The organism is Paraliomyxa miuraensis (assembly GCF_026337845.1).
Taxonomy (GTDB): Bacteria; Myxococcota_A; Polyangia; order Nannocystales; family Nannocystaceae; genus Paraliomyxa; species Paraliomyxa miuraensis.
This window is the reverse complement of sequence record NZ_JAOVZF010000131.1, coordinates 61,097-80,649: the sequence shown is the minus strand read 5'-3', so window position 1 is coordinate 80,649 and position 19,553 is coordinate 61,097. Positions and strand designations below refer to the sequence as shown.

Sequence of the window (19,553 nt, the reverse complement as noted above, 5' to 3'; positions counted from 1 at the left end):
TGTGCTTGCCCATGACCTCGGCGCTACACCAGACCGATCCGGCTGTGGGCTCCGGCCCGGGAGGCACCCGGTAACGGGTTTACGAGGAAGTGGATGGCGACGAGGGTGCGCTGTTGGACCCCAACTACGACGCGATCCTCGGGTTCGTCGACATCCCGGAGATCGGGCCGGACGATGCCCCGCCCCCGCCCGAAGCGGGCGAGCCCTCCAACCAGGGCTGCGATCTCATCGTCTGGGACGACGACGTGGTGGCAGTCGCGGGTGGGATCACGGTACCCGACTTCGACGACGCCGAGACGCGGCAAATCGAGCGAGTATCGCCGGGAGCAGCGGCATCAACGTCGTCGGGCTCGCCGGGCGCCCCACCGTCGCTGAGGCACCGGGGTGGATAGCACCGACCGCCGACCACCCGACGCCTCACCCGCAGGGCCCGAAGAACTCCAGGTCGACCTCGGGCTCCTGCCCCTCTGGCCACTCGATCTTGATCACGTACGACCCGGCCTCGAACGGTGCCTGCCGCAGGGTCTCGGAGGGCTCGAGCGGTCCCACCATCGACGGAGGGCAACCTCCCCCGCACCTGCGTACCGTCAGCTCCACGTCCGTCGCCGGGTTCGCCTCGAACACGAACCCCAAGAGCCCGTCGGCTTCGAGCTCGATGGGGATCGTCGTCCACTGCCGCCCCAAGCGAGGGCCCAGAACGTCTTCGTCGCCACATGAGAACCGGCGACGGACGATCAGCGGGCCATCGGTGTCGCACAGCGGTCGCGCCGGGGTAAACGAGCACTCCCCGAAGGCAGCACGGTACTCGCGCTGCGGGCACTCGGGATAGGTGACCTCGTAGTCCGCCACCAGCTCATCGAGCTCTTGGCCGTACACGTCTCGCACGACGCCGCGAAACTCGTCGAGCGTCGTCTCGAAGCCCGTCTGGAGCGACAGTTCCTCGAACGCCGCCTCTCCGTGCACGTTCACGAGGTACGCGACGAAGTGGCCTGCTCGGGGATACAGGGGGAACGGAAACAGCTCGCCCTCCCCATCGTAGTCGAGCACGCTGCCCTGCAGCGGACCTCGAACGTCCGCATCATCGCCCCAGTACTCGGCCGCCCCCTCCTCGATGAGCGGATATGACGAGCCAATGGCCGAGCGAGCCAGGTGGACGATCTCGTGGTCGAACGGTGCGATGTGCGTATAGGCGGCTTCGCCGTCGCTGCATCCGTAGGCCCCCGACACGCAGGGCGTCTCGTACTCGTCGAGCTCTCCGTCGAGCAGGTAGTAGGTGGGCATGCCCGGCGGCGTCGCGCCCAGTTGCTCGCCCAGCGCGCCGAGCAGGCGATCCATGTAGGGGGCCGTGCCGCCGCACATGGGCGTCTCGACATCGGTGGCCACACGAAGGTTCTCGCCCTCCCAGGAGACCGCGGGCAGCTCCCGGATTGATGGCTCACCGCAGGCACCGAGCACGCTACCGGCAGCCAGCAGCCAGGCCCGGCGTGAGAGCGTCATTCGCATCCAGAGTACCACCTCGGCCTCCCTCTGCGTGCATCCCACGTGGCCCCGCCAGTCGGCGGAGCCACGCGTCATGGCCGTCTACTGAAGCGGGCCCGGCGCCCAGCTCGAGGCATCGACGACGAGACGCCAATCATCACCGTTCCGGTCGACGTGGTGGAGCTCGAACGGCGACAGCACCCACCCATCGGCCGTGGCCTTCATCGCGATCGGCGACGCATTGGTCGTGGTGAGCGAGTAGTCACCGAACCCCGTGCGCCCCGACAGCGAGAACACGGCGGCCCCCGGCGCAATCTCGTAGAGGCCGTCGCTCCTGGTCCCCTCGACCGGGCTGAACAGCGAGATCGTGTACTCGTCCACCTCGACGGACGTCTTGCCATTGCCCGCGGCCGCCGCTCCGACGGAGTGCAGTCGCATCCCTTCCAGCCGCCACGCTCCGCTTCCGAGCTGGAGGTTGGCGACCATGGCGGAGCAGCCCTTGCCCTCGCACGCCGTGGCCACCGACGCCAGCCCAGCCGTACCGGTGACCTCCTCGCCGTCGAGCGGCGGTCCGTGCAAGGTTGCGGTTCCGTTCGCAAGAACCAACTTCGTCCAGCCGGGCTCGTCGGGGCCGATCTCGAGCGGGATGTAGCTATCGTTGTCATGGAGATCGGTACACGGCTCTCCTACCTCCGGCTTCTCGACGTCGGAGACCTCGATGGTCTCGATCCGAACATACGGATTGGTAATGAGGTCATAGTTCGTTCTGCTGAGCGTCCAGGTCACGCCCTCCAGGACGTCCGAGTAGTCCGCCGCACAATCGAACGTGGTCATGCCGGTGCTCGTGATGAAGTTCTCCGTACACTCGTAGATGCTGCTCTCCAGGTAGAGCCAGTCGCGCAACGCCTCGAGCGAGGGCTTGATGATGGCCTGAGCCGGAGGCACGTTGTTGCGGACCTCCTCGACCTTGGTACCGAGCCCCACGCACATCTGCTGAACCGCGTCGATGTAGCAGGCCCACAGGTGCTGGTTGGATTCGCCAGGGCAACTCGGCATCCCCACGATCGGGGCGCAGCAGGCGTTCACGAAGGGCTTTTCGTAGGAGTCCCCCGAATCCGGATATCCGAAGGGCACGGGAAAGCCCTCTTCCGCCCTGCCGTCGGCACCGAAGCGCGCCTCGAAGAATCCTTGGCACTGGTAGCGCTCGCCCACGTAGGCACCGACCGCCTCGATGAGGCACAGCCCGGGGTCCAGCTCGTTCTCGCCAGCGGTCTCGTCGGCACCATCGCCGACATCGCCCTCCGTGCCGGTGCCGAAGCCCTCGGTACCGAAGTGGCCAACCCCAGGGATGGTCGGCGAGGTCGGCTCCCCACAGCCGCTCGAGGCCGAGGCCAAGCCGACGAGGGCGAGGAGGGAAAGGAGATGGATGGTCGGTGCAGATTGTTCCTGGGTCACGTTCACTGCTCTCCACGGCTGCGTCGTGAAGCCGGTGAGGCGCAACTATCGTCCGGCTCCTCGGCCCATCGACGCTTCGTGCAAGGCCCGAAAGGACATCGACTCGAGCGCGGAGCAACGGCGACAGCAGCAACGCACCAAGCGCCACGGGTTGTGTTCGAAGCGAGGGCCGACCGTGCTTTCGTGGTCGACTCGAATGGACCCTACTGCGTCACGATCCCGCGTCAACGTCGATGAATGCGGAAATTGGGACCTCGATGGCCGCGCCACGATCGCCGCGTGGGACTGGCCAACCGACGGGCCACGGTGGCCAACCGGTTGGCCACGGTGGCCAACCCTTGGGCCGCAGCTCGAACCAAGTGGCCAACCGGTTGGCCACCGCGGTGAGCCCGGATTCCTGACTCAGAACCGCACGCTACGAGACCAGTGAACCAACATCACCACGCGCAGCACACGCGGGATCTCGTGCGGTGACACGGTCGTTTCGGTCAGCCGGTAAGGCCGCTGGACAACGGCCGCGGTGATGGCTCGGCACGGACTCGATGCTCGACGGCCCCCTACCCTCACCTGAGATCGCCCGCGACGCGGACCGCGAGCACACGGCCCGCAGGGTGCCTGGCCAACGCAGCGTGGCCGTGGCCAACGCGAAGGGCCACCGACGCCTACGCGTCGGGCTCGTCGGGCAGGAACGCCTCCAAGGCTTGCTCGACCAGCTCGGCCATCGAGGTGTCCGCGCGGATGGAGTAGAGCTTGAGCCGCCGCTTGATCGAGCGCCTGACCTTCAGGTTCATCTGGACCATGTCCTCCACCTCGGGCTCGGCCGGCTTTCGCTTCGACCCCGCAGCACGCGGCTTGGTCCCCGACTTGGCCTTCGTGCGTCTCGAGCTCTTCTCCGTCGCCACGTAGATGGCCCCCTGCCTGGCACTAGGATAGCCGCGTAGTGCGCTACCAACCTAGCGAGCTAGATCGCCGTCGGAGCAGAGCTTGCTCACGTGCCACGAAGGCCGTCGAGCCGACCGGCCGACTAGGGCTATTGGGCCGTGCCGAGGCCCACTTCGGGGTGTCGAGGCCGCCCTAAGCTATCTAGCTAGCTCGCTATCAAGATAGAAAATTGCGTCTCGGTCCGTTGAAGGGCCCTTGCGGACAGTCTACACTCCACGACGATCAACATGGTCCCCGGCTGCAACGGGGAGAAGGGGCCGGTTCTCGCCCCTCGTTGGCCCCGCTCTTTCGGCTGGCGTGGGGTCTTCTGAGAAAAAGTCGGGTCTCAGAAGTAGCTGTGGAGTTGCAGCCCCACGGCACCCGCATGTCCGGGGCTGCACCCGGAGAAGAGAGCACGACTGATGAACCACGAAGACATCGCCTCGATCGGCGAGGGTGCCCCATGGCTGCGACATGGGGTCCTCGGCCTGACCGTCCGCGCCGAAAGGAGGCCGAAATGACGCACGACAATCCCGAAGATCCCGAGCAGGGAGCCACCGGCGACGGTGGTCCCCGCCACCCGACGCTGATGCGCCTGCTCGAGCAGGCCCGTGAGCAACGAGGCTCGCCTTCACTCTGGGACGAGGTCGCGGCACGCCTCGACAGCGAGGACCGAGAGCGCGACTTCCTGACGCCGATGCGCGGCGTCCTCGACCAGATCCGAGAGCGGGTGGACGACGAGACCTGGCGCCTGGTCCTCGACTTCGAGTGGCGCTCCCTCAGTGAGATCATGGCCGGCGTCGAGGTCGGGCTTGACCTCGGCTACAGCCACGGCCGAGCCGCGGCGCTCGTGGATGCCGAGCACATCCCCGGGGACGTGGCCGGTGTCCTCGCGGGGCGGCTCACGGACCTACTCGGGGATACCCAGGCCGGGCCCTTCGACGTGCTCCTCACGCTGCTGTCGTCGCTCCGGGCGACGGTGTTGACGGCGCGTGAGGCCCTGGTCGGCCAGCGCTGACCAGCACACAGGGACGATCTCGAAGCACTCGCGAGGCAGATGCGTATGGTCGCAGAAGCGGCCCGCGCGTCTGCCTCGCGGTAATTCACAGGCGGGGGAAGGCATCATCCGCGGTCGGTCCCAGTGCTGACGAGGCATCCATAAGTCGATGACAACGCCGCCCGAGCACACCAGAGACCAGAGGCCACGTCCACGCGTCGATAGCGCACGCAGCCCGTTGAGCCACATCGCCATCGGGCCACCACCGCGGCATCATCCACCTCGGTGCCCTTCGTCTCTCGCAAGCTCGCGACTTCGACGTGCTCCGTGCTCCCGTCGCGGAAGGACAATGGACATGCGCGCGGCACGAGATGGAGACGACGTCACGATCACTGAGCGATACGACTTCGCGCCCGCACGGGTAGCCTCGGCCAGGGCGGTAAGTCGATGAACCAAACATCGCCGATGGCATCACCGGCGACGATGAGATGGTCGTCTACAGCGGCGATGGAAAGAAACGAAGCATCGCCGTAGACGGTCGCGAGACACTGTTGCATCTCGATGTCCCACACCCGCACCGTCTTGTCGAACGAGCCGGAGACGACCCGCCCATCGGCCAACACCTCCACCGCATGCACCCCGCTCTGGTGGCCTTCGAGAACAGTTACGGCCCCCGTCCGAGCGTCCCACACCCGCACCGTCTTGTCGGCCGAGCCGGAGACGACGCGTCCGTCGGCCGCCACTGCCACCGCATACACCTCGCCCTGGTGGCCTTCGAGAGTGGTCACGGCCCGACCGGAGTCGACATCCCACACCCGCACCGTGCGGTCGAACGAGCCGGAGACGACCCGCCCATCGGCCAACACTGCCACCGCGTACACCCAGCCCTGGTGACCTGCGAGCGTGGTTACGGCCTGACTCGTGCGGATGTCCCACACCTGGACCGTGTGATCGGACGAGCCGGAAACGGCCGCCCTCCCATCGGGCAACACCGCCACCGCATACACCTCGCCCTGGTGGCCTTCGAGAGTGGTTACGGCCCGTCCCGTCCGGACGTCCCATGTCCGTACTGTGTAGTCGTACGAGAGAGAGACGATGCGCCCGTCGGACGACACCGCCAACGACTTCACCCCGCCCTGGTGGCCTTCGAGAGTGGCTACGGCCCGCCCCGTCCGGACGTCCCACACACGCACCGTCTTGTCGTCCGAACCGGATACGACGCGTCCGTCGGCCGACACCGCCAACGACTTCACCCCCTCCATATGGCCTTCGAAAGCGGTGACGGCCTGCCCCGTCCGGACGTACCACACCCGCACCGTACGGTCGGCCGAGCCAGAGACTACGCGCCCGTCGGGCAACACCGCCAACGCATACACCCCGCCTTGGTGGCCTTCGAGAGTGGTTGCGGTCTGGCCGGAGTCGACATCCCATATACGCACCGTCTTGTCATCCGAGCCGGATACAACCCGCCCGTCGGGCAACACCGCCAACGAAGTCACCTCCCCCCGGTGGCCTTCAAGAGTGGTCACGGCCCGACCGGAGTCGACATCCCACACTCGCACCGTCTTGTCATCCGAGCCGGATGCGACCCGGCCGTCGGGCAACACCGCCAACGAAGTCACCTCCCCCTGGTGGCCTTCAAAAGTGGTCACCGCCCGACCGGAGTCGACATCCCACACTCGCACCGTCTTGTCATCCGAGCCGGATACGACCCGCCCGTCGGGCAACACCGCCAACACGGTCACCTCCCCCTGGTGACCTTCGAGAGTGGTCACCGCCCGACCGGAGTCGACATCCCACACCCGCACCGTCTTGTCATCCGAGCCGGATACGACCCGCCCGTCGGGCAACACTGTCAACGCGTACACTGAGCCTTGGTGCCCTTCGAGAGTGGTGACGGCCCAGCCGGAGTCGACGTCCCATACCCGCACCGCGTTGTCCCGCGAGGCGGAGACGACCCGGCCGTCGGGTAGCACCGCCAACGCGTACACTATGCCTTGGTGCCCTTCGAGGGAGGTGAGGGCTCGGCCGGAGTCGACGTCCCACACCCGCACCGTCTTGTCCGCCGAACCGGAGACGACCCGGCCGTCGGGCAGCACCACCAACGCCCTCACCAGGCCCTGGTGGCCCTCGAGAATCCGCGCCATCGCGCGGGCCCGTAGCGCATACCGTAACCTGGGATACTCAGGGAGTGGGTGCGCAGGACCAACCAAGTCCCGGAGGAGATCGGGCGCAAGGGTGAGCGCCCGGTCGTGTAGCAACGCCGGCAAAGCCTCCGGTGCCTTCATCACCCAGTGCGCGCTCGTAGTCACCAACCGACCGAGCATGGTCAGGCGCTCGCGTGCCCCGTCGTCTTCTTGCCGCTCCCCCGCCAGTTCGATGTCGCGCTCGACCGCATTCACCCCCTCGGCACACGCCTTGGCCGTGAGGAACCCGAGATCCATGCACGTCCGCGCCGCCTCCTCGAGGTCACCCCCCTCCACCAAGTCCTCCACCCGATGCCGCAGCGCATACCCCCGCTGGAACCCGTCCCCCTCCACCGGCCATGCCGCGTAGTTGGCCAATCGCTTCCGACACCTGGCAATTCCCTTGGGCAGCTTGTCCGCTATGAGGTCGCGAAGTCCCTCGTGGAAGGGTCGATACCTCGGGTCTTTGTGCCAGCGCTCTTCGAGCAGCATCTCCCGCGCGTTCGGCAGGAAGTAGGCTTCGGCGTCCCCCTCGTCCCAGTCCAGCAGTTCTTCCACGACATGTAGCGGCAACGACTCTCGGGCGGCACACAGGAGGGTGAGTCCATCTCGTACCCACTTCTTGGTCGACTGGGGCAGGGCCATGATGCGTTGCCACAACTCGTCGAGCATTCCCCGGAAACCCCGGGACACGTCGTCGGGTGAGGGCGTTGCCCCAGGTTCCATCCACCGCTTGCGCAGTTGGACCGCGTGCAGCAGGTTGCCCTCGGCTCCCTCGATCGCGGCCCGAATCAGCTCCTTGCTCAGCCCGAGTTCTGGGCCCAACGCCGTCCAGTACTCTCGTACCGCCTGCTCGTTGGACTCCAATCGCTCGTCCAGGTCCAATCGCGTACTCGGGCTCGTACGCCGGTCGAACCACCCCAGGCTTGGGGACCTCGGCCTCGAAGCCACCACCACGAAAACACGCCTGGGCACCTCGAGCGGGAACATCTGCGGGATCGGGTTCTTCCTTCCCGGCTCGAGCACCTGGTCGAGACCATCGACGAGCAGCACCAGCCGTTGGTCGTTCTGCTCCAGCACCGGGCTCACCCGCTGTAGCAGTTGCTCGAGTCGATACGTGGGGTTGGCCTCCTCGTCACGCTGCGCGGGAAATTCCTCTTCGATCTGCGCCGCGAGGTTCTGCTGGATCCTGTCTGGATCGGCCCAGTCCCTGTGCCCACCTCGTATGAAGTGGACTGCGATGGGCAGCCCTTTGTCCTCGCGCCCAAGTGCCCATCGATTCAGGATCGCCGTCTTTCCCAGCCCCGGCCCTCCGGTGACGAGCAGCCAGCCGCGGTCGTGCCCCTCAATCCAACGATCCATCGACGCTAGCACGTCCTCGCGCCCGAAGAAGTACTCGTGGCGCGCTCGCTCTGCGGAGAAGTCGATGATCTCCCGGCCCCTCCCGCCCACGCCGGGAAACCCAGGCATCGACCACAGCGCTCCGGTCTTGAGCCGCGAGTACAGAACCGGCATCCACCAGTCGTAGTGCTCTCGCACCCTTCCCCGCGCGACCGCCAGCGCGCGGTCGACCCGACCATCGCGCAGCAGCTCCGAGAAGAGCACTGGCATCATGACCTCGACGGTACGCATCGAGATCATTCCCTGCATCGCGATGACCGCCGGCACCCCGGCGTTCGTGAGCAGACTCGCCGCCGCAGCCTGAGCGGTCGTGGGGTGCTCCACTGCGTCCCCTGCATCCCCCTTCGGCACCGGGACCGTGGGGTAGCGCAGCCCCGCATCGCCCGCGCTCTGGCTCGAGGCCAGGATCATCAACCGCGGCCGCTCCCGCAGCTCCCCGATGCGGGTCGCAAGCAACTGCGCCTCGACCCGCTTGGCGTCGCCTGCCTCGTCCTGCAGGACGAGCGCTGTTGTCCCGCGCCTGCCGATCTGCCCGTGGCCGATGAGATAAACGATGTCGATCCCACGTCGCAACTCGTCGAGCAAACGATCGAGGGTCACCGGAGTCTCCGGCCCCCCGAGTGTCCGAACCTCGATTCCACCGAGCGCCCGGCGAGTCCGCCACAACTCACCTTCGTAGTCCACCACGGCGAGCCTCATATTCGCCAGTGACGCGGAAGACGGAGCCGACACCGCGATGAGCGCGTTCAGCTCATTCCGGGCGCGTGGCTTGAGCCGCCCCGTGCCCCGGGACGAGATCAAACGGGAGAACACCACGCGTTCCGAGGTGCTCAGCTGGACATTGGACCGGGGGTGCCGCAGCAACTCCCAGCGCAACGCCTGGAGCTCGCTGGCGGAGGGATCGATGCGCAGACAAATTCGCAAGTCGGCGCCCGAGATCTCGGCAAGGATGAAGCCCTCGACAAGCTGCGGGGCACCGAACAACCGCTCGGCCAGATACGCTCCGTACTCGGCGGGCTTAGACTGTAGCTCCAGCAAACGCTCCAGCACCTCACGGTCGAAGGCCACCGTGCCTCGCCGGCGAATCTCCTCTGCCTGGTTTCCCGGGTCGTCGTGCTGAAGCTCGACCTCGTACGCTTTCCCGAGCCGCCGAATGTCGATCGTCAGCGTATGGGCATCGTCGTAGGCCACGCGTCGATTCGGGATACTATCACACCCGATGAGCAAGCGACTCCCTGGGGGCGCGCTGGCTTTGGAAGCGCAGTACGGCCATCATACGCCGGTTCCCAACTGATGCCCTTGGTCCCGCCCCCACAGCGGCCACTCGAAGAGCTGGCGCAGTCGTGAATGCTCGCGCCGCTCTTCTGCCGTTGGCGTTCAAACCCGCGATGTGGCCACCGCCGCCAGCCGTCCGCCGGGTGGAGAACCGGCAGGCTCAGCGAAGGTGAAGGCCAGAACGAGAGAGATGCCAGGGGACATCGGCGTAGTCGGCAGTGTCGTCCACCGTGTGGGCGCAGGTCACCATCGATGTCGGCCGGGTCGCCCGCCTGCCAATGGGCAATGCTGGCGAAAACCGTGGCCCCCGTGATACGTGGTCGCGCTGGTAGGATGGCGCGGGCGCTCGAGGCCCTCCGGGGTGGTTCTCCAGTGGGGCGTACCCAAACGTCTGTTCAGCTCGACAGTTCAGATGATCTATTGTTCCGTAGTCCTTAAAGAGAGTTGGAGGGGAAAGTGGCAATGGAATCAATCGAAACCGCGGCGATGCGCCTGAAGCGGTTCAATAATTCGGTGAGGACCAAGCAACCCGTCCTGAACCCCAATCTCTTCGAGGAGGGCTTCTTTGGTCGGGACACGTCGCCGGCGCTTGCGCTCGAGGAGGAGTCGATCGTGCTCAAGAGGTTGAGGCCCGTGCTCGAGGTTCACGACGACGTCCCCCGCCTCGAGTTCCCCGATCAGGAATCGGAAGACCTCTGGAAGGAGCCGATCGAGGCCGCGCTGGAGCCCCTGACCTACGCTTGCCGTGCCGTGGGTCGAATCGAGCTGAGCGGACATGATGAACTCCAGTGGGTCGGCACCGGGTGGTTGGTGGCCTCCGACGTGCTCGTCACCAACCGTCACGTTGCGCGCCAGTTCGTCGACAGCGATCGCCTCGCCTTCAAGCGCGGGCTTGGCGGCCGAATGGGGGCAAGCGTGGACTTTCGCCAGGATTTCGGGACTGGTGGCCCCCGAATCTTCACGATTACCAAGCCCCTCTACGTCGAGCGCGACACAGGTTCCGATGTCGCATTCTTCCAGGTTGATCCTTCCTCGACCGGGGACCCCTTGGGGGGACCGATTCGCCTGGGTCAGTTGCCTTCGAGCGGGGTTGTCAAGGCCGCCGTCATCGGCTTTCCGGCGCGAGACAGTCGTATTCCAGACGATGCCTTGATGTCGCAGATCTATGGCGATCTCTACGACAAGAAACGCATCGCTCCGGGCGAAGTCACGAAGGTCGAAAGCAATCGACTGCTCCACAACTGCACCACGCTCGGTGGCAACTCCGGGTCCGTGGTCCTGGATCTGGAGTCGGGTCATGCGTTGGGGCTTCACTTCAGTGGCCGATTCCTCTCGACCAACTACGCGGTGCGCATAGAAGAGGTCTTTCGACTCCTCGAGACGCTCCGCAGTGAGAAGCGTCGAGCGCGGAGCCGGCCCGGTCCATCCCCACGGTCGAGCAACGCCTCCCGCCACCGGGAAGCGACCACAGAAGTCCCGAGCGCTGTGGCAAGGCTCACGGTGCCGTTGACCATCACGGTCTCGCTGGGCGAGGCGTCGGTTGGCGCAAAGGTGGAGCAGCACGGGTCCATGCGCGGGCGAGGTGGAGCCTCGATGGCCTCGAGCTACTCACATCCGGCAGATCCAGCTGCGCCCGACGACGACCTCGCCGAAGAAGCCAAGATTGCCGACTATTCGGGCCGCGACGGCTACGTCGCAGGGTTCCTCGGGGAGGACGAGGCATGCATGGTGGATCTGCCGAACACCGATGCCGTCGCCGATGACGTCCTCGTCTTCGACGACGACGGCGAGGCCGAAACGAGGCTTCGCTATGAGCACTTCACGGTGGTCATGAGCACAAGCCGGCGCATGTGTTACTTCAGTGCCGTCAACATCGATGGCGAGCAGTCGCGTAGAACCAAACGCTCGGGTTGGCGAACGGATCCGCGAATCCCCAAGGATGCCCAGATCATTCGCGAGTGCTACGGCAGACCTCCCAAATTCAGCCGAGGCCACATGACCCGCCGCGAGGACCCGGCGTGGGGAGATGCTACCACCGCCGAGCGCGGGAACACCGACTCGATGCACGTGACCAACGCCACGCCGCAGATGCAGTCGTTCAATTCTCCGATCTGGCTCGAGCTCGAGGACTACGCACTCGAGCATGCTCGCCGAGACGACATGAAGATCTCGGTCTTCACCGGTCCTTACTTCGATTACGATGGCGTGGAGGATCCCGTTATCGACGGGGTCAAGATTCCCCGCGCGTTCTGGAAGATCATCGTATTCGTCCACGAGGAGACAGGCGAGCTGTGCGCAACCGGCTACGAGATGTCGCAGGAGGACAACCTTCCGCAAGACCAGGATGAATTCGTCTTCGGGAACTTCATCTCGCAGCACACCAACCGAACCGCACAGGTGTCGATCGCATCGATCGAGCAGCGCACCGGCCTGAGCTTTGGCAGGCTCGTCGATATCGATCCCCTCGCCACGACCGACGAATCCGTCGTGACGGCGGTACCGCTCGAGCGGCTGGGCCAGGTTCGCCTTCGGTGAGGACCTTCAGGTCCCCAGTCTCAACGTCGGCACCAGCTGGGGAGCAGCCGTGCGGAGATCTTCGACGATCTTCGTCATGCGACTGCCGATGTTGGCACCACCTACGCTCCTCCCGAGATACTGCAACCCACTGCGCTCCTCGTACGCCCGGTGAAGCGCGATGACTCTCCACTCGTCGTCGAACACCGGAGCCCCCGAGGAGCCGTAGTCGGTGTCCGTCCAGTACGCAATGCGCTCGTCGTCGATGCGAGCGACGGCGTTGTTGCGCATGGCCAGTCGCTTGGCTCCTCCGCCGGGGTGCTGGAGGATGTTGACGAGGAACGTGGCATCTGCAGAGACGCTCGGGAGCTCGCCCAGGAAGAGCGGAGGCACCGGGTGGTCCACCGCGGTCTCGAGCTCGATGACGGCGTAGTCGAGCGATTGATTGAACGCCGTGAGCCCTGGCACCCCCATCGTGACGCTCGGGCGAGGCCCCGATAGGTACCCGAAGGCGACGCGGGCTGCCTTGACCTGTCGCTCGAGATCCTCGGCCTTCGGCTTGGCTTCCCCTGGCTCGCGGGCTTGGAGCACGTGCAGGCACGTGAGCACGTGGCACGGGTCGAGCAAGAGCCCGGTGCCCATGGCCTCGCCAGCAACCTTGGCGCCGTCGAAGTAGCGTGGGACCGACAGCCATGCGATCGAGCGCGCCGCCTCGACCGCACGCATCAGCCACACGAATTCCACCATGTCGTCACGCAAGATGATGCGCTCGGGGATCTCGAGCGCCCCCACCACGGGTGTTCGACCGGGTACGAAGTACTTGCGCTGGACCTCTTCCGCCAGCCTGGGCGCGTCGGTGCCGAGTTGCAGAGCTGCTTCCTCTAGCCAGGCACCGAGTGCACGCGGCTGGTCGGTCAGGCCGTTGAGCTGCTGAGCATCGGCTCGGAAGCGAACCCGGGCGCTGCCTTCATTGTCGAGGACGATCCCGCATCGTTGCTCGACCGAGGCTCGGGTCGAGGCGACGAAGGCGTCCAGGTCGTTCAGCCCGAGTCGGTCGAGCTGATCGAGCAACGGCCCGAGCTCCCGTGTAGGAATCACCGTGCTCATGCGAATCTCCTTCGTTCATCGGACAGGGCTTCGAACGGGCCATCGAGGACGACGGCCTCCGGACGGTCCGCGATGAGCGCATGCTGGAGCTTTTCCATCAGACCGTGCCGATCGAGCGTGTACAGAAGCCGCTGGGTGGTAGTCATGGAGCCTTGATGCTCGACGCGGCTGGGCGCTCGAGAACCCATCAGCCGCTGAACGATCCCCGCCAAGGAGTTCTGTGGAACGTTTGCGACGATCCACTCCGTCACGGTATCGAGGGCGCTTGCGCGCAACTTGGTCGTGATCCTCCTCGTTGGAGATTGCATCGAGGTACGTCGAGCCTGGCGCAACAACGCGCGAATCGCTGGCGTGAGCTCCGGGTACCGACTTAGTAGCGAATACAGCGCGCGCGACGGCTTGCCCTCCCGCTGTGCCTCGAACACCCGGTCCGCAAGCTCGCTCCCCCCGAGCTCTTCGATGGCCACGAGGACGGGGCGCAGATCGAGCTCCCGATGACCATCGAGCAGACCCAGCTCAAGGGCCCCCAGGAGATCCTCGGTGTCCCCGATCTCGGCGAAGTACCTGCGGACGAGGTCCGGCTCGGTCTCGACGAGCTTCCGCACTGCGGACTTTCGACGCCCCTGTTGGAGGAGTTCCTGCGCTCGCCGTGCGTGGTCACCCCCCCCTCCGGCGATCGCGAGCAGCACACGAAGACCATCCACGCTTTCGGCGTCGGCGCGCTCTGCCTCGTCGAGCGCCTGGTGCAAGATGTGGGTGCTCACCTCGAGACCGAGTGCCATACGGACGAGTACCTGGGTCGACGGGGAGAGACGCCCCTTGGCCAGGAGCATCTCCCGTAACAGAGCGTCATCTCCGAGCAGCAGCGCGAGGCGAGTCACGCGTTCGTACCAAGCGGAGTTGCGGGCGGAGGGACCGATCTCCATCAAGCGCTCGAGCGCCAGCGTTGGCCTCCCCACGCGCTCGAGTTCCTCCGCTCCGTCGAGCGCAAGGACGAGCACATCGCTTCCGTCGTCATCGGTGACGGGAGTCGAGCGCTTGCGCAGCCACTCCGCGGCCGCTTGCGGAAGCTCGTCCACGGCGTCCCCGAGCATGGACGCCACGGCCTCGTCCCGCAGGAACTCGGAGGCGTCGCGGATTTGCCCGTTCTGGAGCAAGTGGTACGCCGCGGCAGCATATCCCCGTGGCGTTCCCAGACCGCGGTAATGATGGGCAGCACGCGCATTGAACGCCTCGAGCTTGCCCGGATCGGCCTCGCGGAAGAGCGCGATGAGGTCAGCACGGATCTCCGGCCGCACGCGCAGGATACCTCGATCGCCTCCATCGACGATGAGGAACAGGTCCTCCATGCGAGCGAGCTCGTCGAGGATCTCCTCGGCCTTCTCGGTCGTGTCGACCGGTGGCTGCACGCTGTCTCCCACGACGTTCACGATTGCATCCGCGGAGATGTCGCGAAGCGCGAGCCCAGGATCCGCCAGTGTGCTCAGGCGGGTATCTGGCAAATGACCGAGGATGCGGCGATACAGGTATCCATTGACACGCTCGTGCTCGATCGCAGAACGCAGGGCGGGCTCCTCGAGCGGACCGTCACCTTCGTTGAGAAGCACGCGGGCTGCAAGCCTGAGCGTAAGCGGGATACCGGACACCAGCTTCGCGGCTCGACGTGCTCGCCTCGAGGGCACACCCAGGCCAACGAGCACGCGCTGCGATATCGTGCTGCCCAGGGGGCGCAGGACGATGCGTCGGGCTGGCGCGGGCACGAGCTCCGTAGGAATCGCGCGCCCTGCGAGCACCAGCGATGCGCCCGGAATCGGCTCGAGGAGTTCTTTCCACAGCAGGTCGATGGTGTCCGATACGAGCCGGCCTGCTCGATGCAGCGCGCGCTCCATCGTGTCGAGGACCACTGCTATATGGCGCACTCCTCGAAGGTTCTCGAGTGTGGAACGCAGGGAAAGGACCCACGAGAACAGGCGCGAGTCCTCGGAACCTCGCTCTGGCGATGCATTGGCGTCGCTCAGGATTTTACTGCTTTCCGCCAGTGTATCGTCGAGGATCTCTCGGAGGGGCTCTAGGCCTTCGACCTGTGACGAGAGCTGCTCGAGCAGGGCCGCGAACATGGTGGCAGGCTCGAATGGGTCAATCGTGGTCGCGTCGAAATCCAGAAAGCCGACGACTATGTTGGCGTCATCCTGATATGCACCTTGCTCGAGCAGCGCCTGCGCGATCAGTGCAGATTTGCCCATTCCACCGAGGGCCTGGAGTACTGCGATTCGTTGGCTCGAACGAGCGTCCAGCACTCGTCCGAGCTGCCGAATTTCCTTCCTGCGCCCCTCGAAGGAGGGCCCCGCTGCAATATGGAGGCGCTCGAGGTGCTCGCGCCGGAGGATCTCGTTGAGCACGCTCGGCGGGCTTGGATTGGCCCATGACGCGTCACGGAGCCAGTTTGCAACGGTGCGGATCGCTGCGATCGGAGGGTTCAGTGAATCGGAGGTCAAGACATCGAGCCCTGTGCGCCCGTTGCGCTCTCGATCACGGACCCACCGGTCGAAGATTTGCTGGCGCTCGGTCTCGATGACGGGGCCATCACGCTCGAGCGAGTGGAGGATGGTCTCTGGATCACTGCGCGCGAGGATCTGCGCGCGGGTCGAGGCTTGTAGCGACCAACGAGGGATACCGTCGGACATGGTGGCGGTTTCGACGTGGCGAATGAGGCCCAACGCCAGTCGATTGGCGTCGTAGCCCTCGACCTCCAGCATGCTCGGATCGAACACGTCGCGCACCGATGCTGCAAGAAGGATCGGCAGGTGCTCGTCAAGCTCGCGCTTCACGGGCGAACCTCACCGAGCTCTCTGGCAAGCATGGGCATTCGATCGATCTCTTGCTCCTGAATGATCCTCGCCCAGATTTCATGAGCCCTCGCCTCTGTGGCGGGGCTCTGGCCAAACATGCCCTCGAGGAACTCGATGACGTCCGTCTCGGTCGGTAGCGTGATGTCCTCGCGCAGGGTAACTTGTGGCAGGGCGCTACGGACGATGGCCTCCGGGTAGTCGATGAGGAACAAGCGGCACCCGTTGGGGTCGAAAATGCGGCGAGCAACCTGCACGATGAGTTCGGCAAAGAGCATGTTCAGCTCGGGATGTGCATCGTTCTTGGCATGGCCATCGAGCGCAAGCCACACCTGTCGATCGCGATCCAAGTGGAGCTTGTCGGCGAACCACCGTGCCGTTTCCTTGATCCACCACTCCTTCTTGGCGGCCACATCGGTCGATTGTTGTACGTCGAGACTGGGGGCGCCATCCCAGGAGATCCCGAGCTTGCCCAGCACGCCGTGGACCACGTTCTCCACCGAACCCGCTCCGTCGACACGCTGATGCACGGTTCGAATGGGGACCCCGGTGGCACGGCGCTGGAGTTCGGCCAGCATGTACTCACCGGTGTAGGTCTTTCCGACTTGACGACCGCCCTGTACGATCAGGATTCGCTTGTCCTTGGGTTCGAGCAGGCGCTTGAGGTGGCGCCAGAACTCGTGACGGTCGACGGCAGGAAAGATGTCCAGGACCCACGGCCAGGGTCCGTCGGTCGACGCACTCGGCGCGACGGTCATGCGAGCGAGCGCGACCGCGACGATGGGATTGTACCTCATCTGCTCGAGCAAGAACCGCAGGTGGGCATCGTCCAGCGCCTGGAGCCACATCTGGGTCGCCACGACGTTGCCAAACAGACCCACGGGTGAAGGGGCCCCATTGAGGAGCGGCGCCAGCATCTGCGGCGTTGCCATGGGGGCGAGCAAATTGGCGAGCGCAGTGAGATCGGACGGATCGAGGGGCATGCTTCCACGCCAGGATCGTCGCGCTTTAGCTTGCAGGTCAAGTCCTGGCAGCGTTCGATGGAATCGACCATCTGCCGCTAGATCGAACGCTCGGCGTGGTGGACCACCACCTCGACGAGGCTGCGCTCGCGGTGGATCTGCTTGAGCAGCCGATCACGCTCAACAAGGCATCTGACCTGCGGCCGGGCACATATCACGCCATCGTGGGGGCGAGTCTCCTGGACCACCTGCCGAAGCTCGAGCTCATGTCGCATAATGAGCAGTAGCACCGGCTGGGCGCGTAAGAAGCTAGCTCGGTGTCGGCGAGCAGCCTGCGATAACGAAGCTCGGTCTTCGGCCTCATGCCGAGGAGGCGCGCAGTCTCCCGAAACGGTGAAGGCGGACGAGTTCTTGCAGGCGGTGCATGTCGAAGAGGGGTGAGGCGACCTCCGGCCAATGGGCGTACCTACCGTCTTCGATCGAGCCCAATGCGGGTCCCAATCGCGATCCGGAGAGCACGAAACTCTGCAAAGGTGTTCAGCTCGGACGCATTCCCTCTGCCGAGTTGGAGCGCGTCCCTCAACCTGGGCCGCGTTCCCGCTGCCGACCTGGCCCTCGTTCCCTCACCCCCGAGCCATCACACACTGAGATCAACCGCGAGCACCACGCCGCCAGCTTCCTCAATCAGAGTGATCAGCCACGGTCTCCGGGGCGCTCTCCGCCTGGGCCGGCCTCCGCCGGCTTCCGCCGGGGTCCTTGTGAGCCGACATCGAAGCGGCGATCGTCGTCGTCCACGGCCTACCCAGGCCCTGACACCGGCTCCCCCGGCTACCACACGGACGGTGAACCAGCTTCCGAGCACCCAGTGTGCTGGCGCCCCCAGAGGAGAGCCTATGCCCCACCAGCGAGACGCCCCCGCGATACCGAAAACCGATGCCCCACCCCTGCAGCTCCACCCCGCTCCACGCCGCCCCCACCAGCGCTCGCGAGCGCCAGGAACCGAGCCATTTCGGGGGTTTGGGCGGCCAACCCGACGCCGCGCCAACACGTTCGCCCACCCCCGGACAGGTTCGATTCCTGTGCGCCTCCGCCTGTAACTTCATGAATTCCTTGGATTAAATTCGTCGGACGGATCGCCGTTGCCGCTATGTTGCCGTGAATCTGCTCCGTCGAGCAGTTCGACGGCCCGACGGCGGGCGCCCGGGCTGAGGTGGGCGTACCGCATCGTCATCTCGAGCGACGCGTGGCCGAGGAGTTCCTTGACCTCGAGCAGACCCGCCCCGCTCATCACCAAGTGCGAGGCGTAGGTGTGACGGAGGGCATGCCAGCCGATCCGTCGAAGGCCCGCCGCGCGGCAAGCCTTGGCCAGCGCGTGGTCGTGCTTGGCCGCCTTGGTCTTCGACTCGCACTCCCAGCGCTGGAGCATCGAGCCGTCCTCGCGGCTGAACACCAGCTCGCCGCGTGCGTGCTGCTGGTGGGCACCGAGTAGCTCCACCGCCTTGCGGGGGAGGTCGACGACCCGTGACTGGCCGCTCTTGGGCGGGTGAAGGACGTTGACGTCGTCGGCCGCCTGGCGCACGTGGAGGCGTGCGGCCACGAGATCGACGTCGTCCCAGCGGAGCGCCCGGAGCTCGCCGAGCCGTAGGCCGGTCAGCATCGCCGTCGGGATCATCGCGCACCACGGCTGCGGTGCTCGAGCGGCCGCCTGCAGCAGGCGATTGCCTTCCTTGAAGTCCAGGAAGTCGAACGCCGGCTTCTGGGCCTTGAGCCGCCGGATCTTCGGAGGCTGCGTCGTCAGCTCCCCGATCTCCTCGGCGTACCCGAGGATTTTCGAAAGGATGGCGAGCTCCTCGTTGATCGTCTTGGGCGCCACCCCGTCCTTCTTGCGGCGAGCCTTGAAGCCCTCCACGTGACGCGCGGAGATCTGGTCCAGCCGCAGGCGCCCGAGCTCGTCGAGCAGACCACGGCCGAGCGCGCGCCGCTTCTCACGGACGGTGCTGGGTCGGTTGTTGGTGGTTGCGTACGTGTCGATGAAGAACCCGGCGAAGGACGCGAACGTCCGCACCGGCTTGCGCTTCTCCTCCTTCGCGCCGCTCCGAGAGAGCACGGCCGCGCGGACCTCTCGCTCGTACTGCGCCGCCCCTCGCTTGGTCTGCACGGGGCTGACCTTGCGGACCCGGATCCAAGACCCGTCGGGCTTCCTGATGTTGATGTCGATCATCCAGCTTCCGGATGGGATTCGTCGAATGGTCACTTGCTTCGTCTCCGTTGGTGGGGACGAGCAACTTGGCGGGGGGAGGATAGCGCGGAATGGCGAGGGTGCAGATGCCAAGACGGAGACCCCCACGCGCGGAAGCGAGAGCGCCTCTTGAGGGAGCGGAGAGGATCTTGCCGCAGGCTGCGCGAGCTC

At 65.7% G+C, this 19,553-nt stretch carries 12 protein-coding genes; 4 read left to right on the top strand and 8 right to left on the bottom strand.

The window, feature by feature from the left end:
• Window positions 1–89 precede the first annotated feature (89 nt).
• Complete coding sequence (locus OEB96_RS03980) at window positions 90–392, top strand: hypothetical protein (protein WP_266214087.1); 303 nt, start codon at window positions 90–92, stop codon at window positions 390–392.
• Window positions 393–417: 25 nt separating this feature from the next.
• Here the strand turns inward: OEB96_RS03980 and OEB96_RS03975 are convergent, their stop codons facing one another.
• From OEB96_RS03975 to OEB96_RS03965, 3 genes are all read right to left on the bottom strand, one after another.
• Window positions 418–1,497, bottom strand: coding sequence for a hypothetical protein (locus OEB96_RS03975; protein WP_266214086.1), 1,080 nt, complete (start codon window positions 1,495–1,497; stop codon window positions 418–420).
• Window positions 1,498–1,581: 84 nt separating this feature from the next.
• Complete coding sequence (locus OEB96_RS03970; RefSeq protein WP_266214085.1) at window positions 1,582–2,874, bottom strand: hypothetical protein; 1,293 nt, start codon at window positions 2,872–2,874, stop codon at window positions 1,582–1,584.
• Window positions 2,875–3,596: 722 nt separating this feature from the next.
• The gene (locus OEB96_RS03965; protein WP_266214084.1) at window positions 3,597–3,725 is read right to left on the bottom strand and encodes a hypothetical protein; all 129 of its coding nucleotides are present in this window, start codon (window positions 3,723–3,725) and stop codon (window positions 3,597–3,599) included.
• A 647-nt stretch (window positions 3,726–4,372) separates the two neighbouring features.
• Here OEB96_RS03965 and OEB96_RS03960 point away from each other — a divergent pair.
• Entirely contained in the window at window positions 4,373–4,873 is a 501-nt protein-coding gene (locus tag OEB96_RS03960; RefSeq protein WP_266214083.1) for a hypothetical protein, read from the top strand.
• Between the two features lie 368 nt (window positions 4,874–5,241).
• Here OEB96_RS03960 and OEB96_RS03955 read toward each other — a convergent pair whose 3' ends face one another.
• The gene (locus tag OEB96_RS03955; protein ID WP_266214082.1) at window positions 5,242–9,630 is read right to left on the bottom strand and encodes a CHAT domain-containing protein; all 4,389 of its coding nucleotides are present in this window, start codon (window positions 9,628–9,630) and stop codon (window positions 5,242–5,244) included.
• Between the two features lie 570 nt (window positions 9,631–10,200).
• Between OEB96_RS03955 and OEB96_RS03950 the strand changes: the two genes are divergently transcribed.
• Complete coding sequence (locus OEB96_RS03950; RefSeq protein ID WP_266214081.1) at window positions 10,201–12,249, top strand: DNA/RNA non-specific endonuclease; 2,049 nt, start codon at window positions 10,201–10,203, stop codon at window positions 12,247–12,249.
• A gap of 6 nt (window positions 12,250–12,255) precedes the next feature.
• On the opposite strand, the gene OEB96_RS03945 is transcribed toward OEB96_RS03950, so the two are convergent.
• The 3 genes from OEB96_RS03945 to OEB96_RS03935 are packed head-to-tail and all read right to left on the bottom strand — an operon-like array spanning window position 12,256 to window position 16,990.
• On the bottom strand, window positions 12,256–13,335 hold the full coding sequence (locus tag OEB96_RS03945) for a trypsin-like serine peptidase (RefSeq protein ID WP_266214080.1): 1,080 nt from the start codon (window positions 13,333–13,335) through the stop codon (window positions 12,256–12,258).
• The gene (locus tag OEB96_RS03940; protein ID WP_266214079.1) at window positions 13,332–16,163 is read right to left on the bottom strand and encodes a hypothetical protein; all 2,832 of its coding nucleotides are present in this window, start codon (window positions 16,161–16,163) and stop codon (window positions 13,332–13,334) included. The genes OEB96_RS03945 and OEB96_RS03940 overlap by 4 nt, the downstream gene beginning before the upstream one ends.
• Window positions 16,160–16,990: a hypothetical protein gene (locus OEB96_RS03935; RefSeq protein WP_266214078.1), complete on the bottom strand. Its 831-nt coding sequence runs from the start codon at window positions 16,988–16,990 to the stop codon at window positions 16,160–16,162. Before OEB96_RS03935 ends, OEB96_RS03940 begins: the two co-directional genes overlap by 4 nt.
• A gap of 272 nt (window positions 16,991–17,262) precedes the next feature.
• On the opposite strand from OEB96_RS03935, the gene OEB96_RS03930 reads away from it, so the two are divergent.
• On the top strand, window positions 17,263–17,430 hold the full coding sequence (locus tag OEB96_RS03930) for a hypothetical protein (protein ID WP_266214077.1): 168 nt from the start codon (window positions 17,263–17,265) through the stop codon (window positions 17,428–17,430).
• 812 nt (window positions 17,431–18,242) lie between these two features.
• On the opposite strand, the gene OEB96_RS03925 is transcribed toward OEB96_RS03930, so the two are convergent.
• A complete protein-coding gene (locus OEB96_RS03925) occupies window positions 18,243–19,397 on the bottom strand; it encodes a tyrosine-type recombinase/integrase (protein ID WP_266214076.1) in 1,155 nt (384 codons plus the stop codon).
• Window positions 19,398–19,553 lie beyond the last annotated feature (156 nt).